Source organism: uncultured Sphingomonas sp. (assembly GCF_937859915.1).
GTDB lineage: Bacteria > Pseudomonadota > Alphaproteobacteria > Sphingomonadales > Sphingomonadaceae > Solisphingomonas.
This window is the reverse complement of the sequence record NZ_CALMAW010000016.1, coordinates 1-8,915: the sequence shown is the minus strand read 5'-3', so window position 1 is coordinate 8,915 and position 8,915 is coordinate 1. Positions and strand designations below refer to the sequence as shown.

The 8,915-nt window shown below is 70.0% G+C and carries 7 protein-coding genes; all 7 read right to left on the bottom strand.

What is annotated here, in order from left to right; translation table 11 throughout:
* Nucleotides 1–408: DNA gyrase modulator (locus Q0326_RS02490; RefSeq protein ID WP_298686738.1), on the bottom strand; the 408-nt coding region annotated here is incomplete at its 3' end.
* Nucleotides 409–528: 120 nt separating this feature from the next.
* Nucleotides 529–1,446, bottom strand: coding sequence for a 4-hydroxybenzoate octaprenyltransferase (gene ubiA / locus Q0326_RS02485; protein ID WP_298686736.1), 918 nt, complete (start codon nt 1,444–1,446; stop codon nt 529–531).
* 180 nt (nt 1,447–1,626) lie between these two features.
* Nucleotides 1,627–2,259, bottom strand: coding sequence for a hypothetical protein (locus Q0326_RS02480; RefSeq protein WP_298686734.1), 633 nt, complete (start codon nt 2,257–2,259; stop codon nt 1,627–1,629).
* Between the two features lie 124 nt (nt 2,260–2,383).
* The gene (locus Q0326_RS02475; RefSeq protein WP_298686732.1) at nt 2,384–2,602 is read right to left on the bottom strand and encodes a hypothetical protein; all 219 of its coding nucleotides are present in this window, start codon (nt 2,600–2,602) and stop codon (nt 2,384–2,386) included.
* Nucleotides 2,603–2,761: 159 nt separating this feature from the next.
* Nucleotides 2,762–4,207, bottom strand: a complete 1,446-nt coding sequence (locus tag Q0326_RS02470; protein WP_298686729.1) for an efflux transporter outer membrane subunit — start codon at nt 4,205–4,207, stop codon at nt 2,762–2,764.
* Nucleotides 4,204–7,407, bottom strand: coding sequence for a CusA/CzcA family heavy metal efflux RND transporter (locus tag Q0326_RS02465; RefSeq protein WP_298686727.1), 3,204 nt, complete (start codon nt 7,405–7,407; stop codon nt 4,204–4,206). The genes Q0326_RS02470 and Q0326_RS02465 overlap by 4 nt, the downstream gene beginning before the upstream one ends.
* Nucleotides 7,404–8,663, bottom strand: a complete 1,260-nt coding sequence (locus Q0326_RS02460) for an efflux RND transporter periplasmic adaptor subunit (protein ID WP_298686725.1) — start codon at nt 8,661–8,663, stop codon at nt 7,404–7,406. The genes Q0326_RS02465 and Q0326_RS02460 overlap by 4 nt, the downstream gene beginning before the upstream one ends.
* Nucleotides 8,664–8,915: the final 252 nt, after the last annotated feature.

Below are 8,915 nucleotides of genomic sequence, written 5' to 3'. Positions count from 1 at the left end.
CTCGGCGACGGGCGCGCGGGCGCGCAGCGCCTCGGGGGCGACATCGGCGCCGTCGTCGGCGTCGAGATCGGGGGCGGCGCCGCGCAGCAGCCGGTCGACGGGGGCAAGGCCCGACCAGCGATCCTCGGGCGCCTCGCGCGCCATCGCGACGGCGCGGTCGACCAATGTCGACAGCGCGTCGCCCGACAGATCGGAGGAGGAGACGCTCGCCGAGCGGCTGCCGACGAACAGGCGCAGCCCGATCGTCTCGCCCTCGGAACGCTCGACATCCTCGAGCTCGCCGAGCCGCACCGAGACGCTGGTCGACTCGTTGCAGACATAGAGGACGTCGGCGGCATCGGCGCCCGCTTGGCGAGCGGCGGCCACCAAATCGTGGACGCGGGTCTGGGCTTCGGCGACGGTCAACATGTCCGGCACTTAGGGAGCCCGGCACGGAACGTCCACCCTGCGGGGCTCGGCTATCGGTCTACAGGCTGTGGATTCGTCGTGGCGCGGCACTGCGCGCGCCGCAACCACGGTCAAGGCGTCCTATCCCGCCGAGCCGACCGCGAAGGCGGCCATCGCGAGCAGCAGGCCGGTGGTGCGGTTGGCGCGGAAGCGATGCAGCGCGCCCGCCGCGTCGGCGACGTCGAGCGTCGCGACCTGCCAGCCAAGGTGGAGTGCGGCGGGCAGCAGCGCCAGCACCGCGAGCGGATCGGGCCGCCGCAGCCAGAAGGCCGCGCCCCACAGCAGCAGCGCGCCGCCATAGAAGATCGCCACCCCCGGGCGGACATGGCGGCCGAGCGCGCGCGCGGACGACTTGACCCCCGCGAGCGCGTCGTCCTCGATGTCCTGCAGCGCGTAGATCGTGTCGTAGCCGATCACCCAGGCGATCCCGCCCGCATAGAGCAGCAACCCGGGGGCGGAGAGGCCGCCGGTCGCCGCCGCCCAGCCGACCGGCGCGCCCCAGGAGAAGACGATTCCGAGCCACGCCTGCGGCCACCAGGTGATGCGCTTCATGAACGGATAGCAGGCGACCGGCGCGACGCTCGCCACCGCGACGAGCCGCGCCGGCCAGTCGAGCGCGACCAGCACCGCCAGCCCGATGCCGCACAGCGCGAACAGAAAGGTCCAGGCGGCGCGCAGGCTGACCCGCCCGCTGGCCAGCGGGCGGTCGCGGGTGCGGGCGACGCGCGCGTCGAGGTCGCGGTCGACGATGTCGTTGTAGACGCAGCCCGCGCCGCGCATCGCGACCGATCCGATCGCGAACAGCGCGAGCAGGACGAGGCTGCGTTCGGTGGTGCCGCCGGCGAGCAGGATCGCCCAGGCGGCGGGCCAGAACAGCAGCCACGCGCCGATCGGTCGATCGAAGCGGGCGAGCATCGCATAGGGCCGCGCGGCGGCCGGAAGCCGTGCGAGCAGGCCGCGCTGTTCGGTATCGGGGACGATGGTGTCGGCCGGGGTCATCGGGCGTGCGATGCCAGACGTATCGCATATTGGGAAGCGGCGGCGCGTCGCGAAGCCTTATCGTCCGTCACCCCGGGCTCGCCCCGGGGTCCCGCTTCTGTCTTCTGCGCGCAACCGGAAGCAGAAGCGGGACCTTGGTTCAAGGCCGGGGTGACGGAGCGGTGGCGTGTGCGCCGGTGCTTAGAAGCGGTAGCCCAGGCTGAGCTGGAGCACCGGATAATAGGCGTAGTCGTGGACCTTGTCCTGGAGGCGCTGTTCCTCGTTGATCAGGCTGGTCTGTGCGTTCGGGTTCGAGTCGAGTTCGCCGGTCGCGACGAGATCGTCGACATGCGGATGGCCGTGAAACATGACGCCGCCGTCGAGCCCGAACATGATCCCGCTGATCGTGGTGTGCGCATAGCCGACGGTGAGGATCGGCGCGACCGACTTGGTCTTGATATCGCCGCTCAGCGTGCCGGCCTGATCGGGGGTGAACGTTACGCCACCATAGGTCTGGTTGACCCGCGCCTTGCCGGTGAAGCTGATCCGATTGTCCCCGGTCGAACGCGCGCCGGCAGACAGGCGGAAGCCATTGGCGAAGGGGTGGAGGTCGATCGTGCCGCCATAATTGCTGAGATGGGCATGGCCATCGTAGCGATAGTCGGCGACATGGCCGTTCCCGCTGAAGCCGAGGAACGTCGCCGACGCGCGCACCGCGATCAGCGGATTGACCGCGTAGGAGACTTCGGGGCCGACCCCGAGCGTGCCGCCGGTGACCCCGACGGTGATGCCGGCGACCGAGGCCAGAGGCAGCGCGCTTGCAGGCGCAGCCATCATAGGAAGCAGGAAAAGCGACGCGAGACACAGTGTTTTCATGAGACGACACCCTCTGTTGACGCCCCGCTCTCCCACGCCGGGGTTAACGTCCCGTTACGATACAGTCGCAAAGAAAAGCGTGTTAGTGCAATGTGATACCTTGGTCTAACCGAGCCTGCCGACGGATTTCGTTCACCATCAGCCAGATCAGCAACCGGCCCGACAGCGGCGTGCCCGGATCGATTTCGGCGCGCAGGCGGACGGCGGCATCGGCGCCATGCTCGGCCAGCGTATAGGCAGCGCATTCGCGGAACAGCTGACGCGCGGGCGCGAACAGCCAGAATCGGATCAGCCACGTCATCCGCATTGCCCCCTCACGCGCGCCGATCGAAACGACATGCGGGCCGCTTGGCAAGCGCTTAGCGCAAGGGCTTCCGCCCGTCATGTCGCCGCGGCCCGGCGATCGGCATCACCCCGGGCTCGCCCCGGACCCCCGGCTCACGGCCGGGAGACGGACGGGCTAGCGGGCCCGGCCCGCGTCCGCCGGGATCGTCACCCCGCCGCCGACCGCCTGGAACAGCGCGACCGTGTCGCCGAGCCGCGCCGCGCGCGCCTGGACCGCCTGCGACGAGGCGCTTGCCGCCGCCGCATTGGCGTTGAACAGCGCGAGCGTGCCGACCCCGCCCAGTTCGAGCTGGCGCCGCGTGTAGCGCAGCGTCTGCGCCGCCGCCGCGTCGGCGCGCGTCGCCGCGTCGAGCGCGTCGCCATCGGTGCGCAGCCCAGACAAGGCGTCGGCGACGTCGAGGAAGGCCTGCAGCGCGGCGCTGCGATATTGTGCCTTGGCACCGTCGAGCGCGGCCTCGGCCGCACGCTTCTGGTGGAGGAGCTGGCCACCGTGGAAGATCGGTTGCGTCACGCCGCCGATTAGCGCCCAGAACGGGTTGCCGCTGGCGAACATCTCGGTGATCGCGGTCGCCTCGCCGCCGACATTGGCGCTGAGCGTGATGTTGGGCAGGCGCGCGGCGATCGCGGCGCCGAGATCGGCGGCGGCACCTTGCATCTGCGCCTCGGCGGCGCGCACGTCGGGGCGGTTGGCGACAATCTGCGCGGGCAGTGCCACCGGGATCGTCGTCGGCAGCGTCAGCTCGGGAAGCGTGGGCAGCGGCGGCAGCGGCGTGCCCGCCGCGAGCCCGAGCAGCGTCGCGATCAGCCCAAGCTGATGGTCGCGCTGGTGCATCAGCGTCGGCAGCGCGCCCTCGGCGGTCGCCAGCGCGGTCTGCTGCGCCGAGACGTCCGAGGCGCCGATGTCGCCCAGCGCCTGGCGCTGCTGGAGCAGTTTGAGCACATCGCGATTGCTCTGCACCGCCGACTGCGCGGCCAGGATCTGCGCCGAGAGGCCTGCCTGCTGGATCACCGCGCTCACCAGATTGGCGACCACCGTGGTGCGCGCCGCGATCAGCTTGTCGCCGGCGACGGTCGCGGCGGCGCGCGCCGACCGCGTCTTGCTGCGCAGCTGGCCGAACAGGTCGAGCGGATAGGCGACCGAGACCTGCGCGGTGTGCAGCGTGTAGAGATATTCGTCGGGATCGGTCGACAGCGGGTTGGAGAACACCCGCGAGGTGCGGATCCGCTGCGCCTGGTAGGAGGCGTCGACCTGCGGCAGGCTCGCCCCGCCCGCCGCGCGCGCCTGCTCGCGCGCCTGGCGCAGCGTCGCGTCGGCATTGGCGAGGTCGTTGTTGGCGGCGAGCGCGCGGTCGACCAGCGCGTCGAGCGCGGGGCTGCCGAACAGCCGCCACCAGTCGGCCTGCACCGTAGCACCCGGGACGATCGTCTGCGCGGGGCCCGAGGCGGGCGCGATCGTCCCCGCCGCGACCGGCGGCGCCAGCGCGATCGGCGTGGTCGGGTGTTTCGGGCCCATCGTGCAGGCCGACGCCATCAGCCCGGCGAGGATGACGACGCGCTTCATGCCGGCTCTCCCGCGGGCGCGGCCGGCGGCGGCGTCGGATGATGCGGCTCGTGCCCGACATAGCGGCCGTGCGCGCCGCGGTCGTGCGGGCCGACATGCCGCGAGAAGCGCGCGATCAGCACCGGCAGCACGAGCAGGATCAGCACCGGCGCCAGCGTCATCCCGCCGACGACGACCAGCGCGAGCGGCTTCTGCACCTGGCTGCCGATGCCGTTGGAGAGGGCCGCGGGCAGCAGCCCGATCGCGGCGGCAAGGCAGGTCATCACCACCGGGCGCAGGCTCTTCTGGACGGTGACCGCGATCGCGGTGGCGCGGTCGGCGCCCTCGTTGATCGTCTGGTTGAAGGTCGAGACCATCAGAATGCCGTCCATTACCGCGATGCCGAACAGCGCGACGAACCCGATCGCCGCCGAGATGCTGAACGCGGTGCCGGTCAGCGCCAGTGCCAGCACGCCGCCCACGATCGCCATCGGGATCACGCTGAACGCGAGCAGCGTGTCGACCACCGAGGAGAAATTGCCGTAGAGCAGGATCAGGATCAGCACGAGGCTGATCGGCACGACGATCTCGAGCCGGGTGACCGCCCCGGTCAGATTGGCAAGCTCGCCCGCCCATTCGAGATGATAGCCCGCCGGCAGCGTGACATGCTGCGCGATGCGCTGCTGCGCCTCGCCGACCGCACCGCCGAGATCGCGGTCGCGCACCGAGAATTTGATCGGGACGTAGCGCTCCTGATGCTCGCGGTAGATGAACGACGCGCCCGAGGTCAGCCGGACATGCGCCACCTCGGAGAGCGGCACCTGGACGGTGCCCGTGCCCGACGGCGACGGCGCGCCGATCGTGATCCGGCGGATCGCCTCGAGGCTGTCGCGCTGGTCCGCGCTCAGCCGCACGACGATCGGGAAGTGGCGATCGGTGCCGCGCTCGTAGAGATCGCCCGTGCTCTGCCCGCCGATCGCCGCCGAGACGGTCGAATTGATGTCGTCCGGCGTCAGCCCGTAGCGCGCCGCGGCGCCGCGATCGATGTCGATCTGCACGGTCGGCTGGCCGAGCGAATTGGACACGCCGAGGTCGGCGATGCCGCGCACCTTGGCCATCTCGGCCTGCATCTTCGCCGCGATCGTCTGCAGCATCTGCAGGTCGGGGCCGAAGATCTTGACCGAATTCGCGCCCTTCACGCCCGACGAGGCCTCCTCGACATTGTCCTCGATATATTGCGAGAATTCGAAGTCGACGCCGGGATAGCGCGCCTGCAGCCGGGCCTGGATCTCGGCGGTGAGCTTGTCCTTGGTCATCCCCGAGGGCCATTCGTCGGCGGGTTTGAGCGGGGTATAATATTCGGCGTTGAAGAAGCCGGTGGCGTCGGTGCCGTCGTCGGGACGGCCGTGGGTCGAGATCACTCGCTCGACCTCGGGATAGGTCGCGATGATGTCGCGGATGCCGTTGACCGTCGGCTGCCCCGCCTCGAGCGAGATCGAGCCGGGCAGAGTCGCGCGGATATAGAGATTGCCCTCCTCGAGATGCGGCAGGAACTCGACGCCGAGCGAGCGCACCGCGACCAGCGCCGAGACCAGCAGCAGCGCGGCGATGCCGATCGTCAGCAGCCGGTTGGCGAGCGCGAAGGCGGCGGCGGGCTCGTAGAGCCGGCGCAGCTTGCGCACGATCCAGGTCTCGACCTCGCTGATCTGATCGGGGAGCAGCAGCATCGCCAGCATCGGCGAGATGGTGAAGGTCGCGATCAGCCCACCGCCGATCGCATAGGCATAGGTCTTCGCCATCGGGCCGAAGATATGGCCCTCGACCCCGGTCAGCGTGAACAGCGGCAGGAAGCTCGCGATGATGATCGCGGCGGCGAAGAAGATTCCGCGCGAGACCTCATGGCTGCCGTGGAGGATCGCCGAGAAGCGGTTCGAATGGCTGAAATGGCCATGGCCCGCGCCGATATGCTCGGAACGCTCGACCATGTGCCGGTAGATGTTCTCGACCATGATCACGCTGGCGTCGACCACCAGCCCGAAATCGAGCGCGCCCACCGACAGGAGATTGGCGGATTCGCCCTGCAGCGTCAGGATCAGCACCGCGAACGCCAGCGCGAACGGGATGGTGACCGCGACGATGATCGCGCTGCGCAGGTCGCCGAGGAAGATCCACTGCAGCAGGAAGATCAGCAGCACGCCCTCGACGAGATTGTGCATCACCGTGTGCGTGGTCAGCCCGATCAGCGTCGAGCGGTCGTAGATCGGCACGAGCTGGACGCCGGGAGGCAGCACGCCGGTCGTATTGATCGTGTCGACCTCCTGCTTGACCAGCTTGATCGTCGGCATCGACTGCGCGCCGCGCTGCATCAGCACGATGCCCATCACGATGTCGTCGTCATGCCCCTCGCCGGCGATGCCGAGCCGCGGCAGATTGCCGATGCGCAGGCTCGAGACGTCCTGGAGCAGCACCGGATTGCCGGCGTTGGTGGTGACCAGCACCTTGCCGATCTGGTCGGTCGACTGGATCAGGCCGATGCCGCGGACGATCGCCGCCTGCGGGCCGAAATTGACCGTCTGGCCGCCGACGTTTCCGTCGCTCTTGCCGATCGCGGCGAGCACCTGCGGCATGGTGGCGCCGTGCGCGACGAGCCGGTCGTTGTCGACCACCACCTCGTAGGAACGCAGCTTGCCGCCCCAGCCGGTGACGTCGGCGACGCCGGGGATGCGCTTGAAGCGGCGCTGGAGCACCCAGTCCTGCAGCGTCTTCAGGTCCATCACCGAATAGCCGGACGGCGCGGCGATGCGGTAGCGGTAGATCTCGCCGATCGGGCTGGTCGGCGAGATCGTCGGCTGCGCATTGCCCGGCAGCGTGCCGAGCTGGGTCAGCCGGCCGAGCACGAGCTGCTGCGCCTCCTCGAAGCTGACGTCGTAGCTGAACTGGATTTTTACGTCGCTCAGCCCGAACAGCGAGATCGAACGCACCGTGGTGACGTGCGGGATGCCCGCGATCTGGACCTCGATCGGGGTGGTGATGTTGCGCTCGATCTCCTCGGCGGAGATGCCGTTCGACTGGGTCACCACCTCGACCATCGGCGGCACCGGATCGGGATAGGCCTCGATGTTGAGGTGCGCGAAGGCGACGCCGCCGGCGGCGATCAGGCCGACCAGCACCATCATCATCAGGATGCGCTGGCGCAGCGCGAACTCGACCAGCTTGTTCAACTGCCGAGACCCGCCTCGTTGACGAAGATCGCCCCCGCGGTGACGACGCGGTCACCCCGCTGCAGCCCCGCACTGATCTTCTCGAGCCCGGCGGCGCTGTCCGCCACGGTCACGTCGCGCGCGTAGAGCAGCCCGTCCTTGCCCTCGACCCACACGCGCGCGCTGTCGCCCTCGTGGATCACCGCGCCGGCCGGCACGAGGATGCCGTCGGCGCCCGAGCGGCGCTGGATCGCGAAGCTCGCGAACATCTGCGGCTTGAGCGCCAGATCGGGATTGGCGACGGTCGCGCGCACCGGCAGGCGGTGCGTCGCGGGATCGAGCGCGGCGCCGATATTGTCGATCACCGCATGGAAGGTCCGCCCGGGATAGGCGGGCGTCGTCACCTCGACGCTGTCGCCGATGTGGACGCTGGCGGCATCGCTCTCGGCGAGCTGGGCGACCAGCCAGACATGGCCGAGATCGGCGATCGTCATGATCGGCTTGTCGCCGCCCGCGCTGACATATTGGCCGGGCGCCACGTCGCGGCTGGCGACGACGCCGTCGACCGGGGCATGATAGGTCGTCTCCGAATAGATGCCCGCGACCTCGCCCGCCGCCTCGAGCTTGGAGACCTCGGCGGGGGTCTTGCCGAGCAGCGACAGCTTGTCGCGCGCCGCACCCAGCGCCGCATCCGCGCTGCGCAGCGCCGACTGCGCGGTGACCAGATCGCTCTGCGCTTGGCGATAGTCCTTCTGCGCGCCGCCCGCGGTCGCGAAGATCGCCTGCTGGCGCGTCGCGGTCTCCTGCGCGGTCTTGAGCTGGGCTGCGGCGGTGTTGCGCTGCGCCGCGGCCGAGAACAGCGCGTTGCGCGCCTCGACGAAGTCCGACGAGGCGATCTTGAGCAGCGGCTGGCCCTTGACGACATGCTGCCCGGCCTGGACGAACACCTCGCCGACCTGCCCGGTATAGGGCAGCACCACCGGGGTCGAATGATCCTCGTCGACCGAGATCGTGCCGGTCGCATCGATCTGCCCCGGATCGGCGCCGTAGCCGACGCGCTCGATCTTGAGCTGCTTGAGTTGGTCGGGGGTCGGCTTGAACGCGCCCGGCGGCAGCGGCTGCGGCGCCACCGTCACCGGCGCGGCGATCCAGTGGATCAGCGCCGAGAGCAGGAACAGCAGCAGCAGCGCGAGCGCGACCAGCGCGACGATGCGCCCCTGTCGGCCGGCGGTGAGGCTGGGGGCGGGCGGCAAATGTGACGAAAGATGATCTGACATGAGCCCCCGGAGCGCCTGGCCTCTCCGGCTTGGCGCCGCCCGCCTTAGAGGCGGGGTTTTACGCCCAGCTTACGCTCACCTTACATTCTGGAAGGGTTGGCGCAATCGCCCGAGGTGGCGCGGCGATCCGGGCGACGGCGCATCGGCACACGCAGAGCCTGCGGCCGCGGCGCGACAGCCACGGGCGTGCCGCCGACCCGGAGCCCGTGGCGGGGCACGGTGGGTCCGCGTCGCGAGCCCCCGCGGGACGAG

What these genes read in the sequence shown, in the direction of transcription:
- ubiA (WP_298686736.1), bottom strand. Translation starts at nt 1,446, where the DNA reads ATGACCCCGGCCGACACCATCGTCCCCGATACCGAACAGCGCGGCCTG.
- Q0326_RS02480 (WP_298686734.1), bottom strand. Translation starts at nt 2,259, where the DNA reads ATGGCTGCGCCTGCAAGCGCGCTGCCTCTGGCCTCGGTCGCCGGCATC.
- Q0326_RS02475 (WP_298686732.1), bottom strand. Translation starts at nt 2,602, where the DNA reads ATGACGTGGCTGATCCGATTCTGGCTGTTCGCGCCCGCGCGTCAGCTG.
- Q0326_RS02470 (WP_298686729.1), bottom strand. Translation starts at nt 4,207, where the DNA reads ATGAAGCGCGTCGTCATCCTCGCCGGGCTGATGGCGTCGGCCTGCACG.
- Q0326_RS02460 (WP_298686725.1), bottom strand. Translation starts at nt 8,663, where the DNA reads ATGTCAGATCATCTTTCGTCACATTTGCCGCCCGCCCCCAGCCTCACC.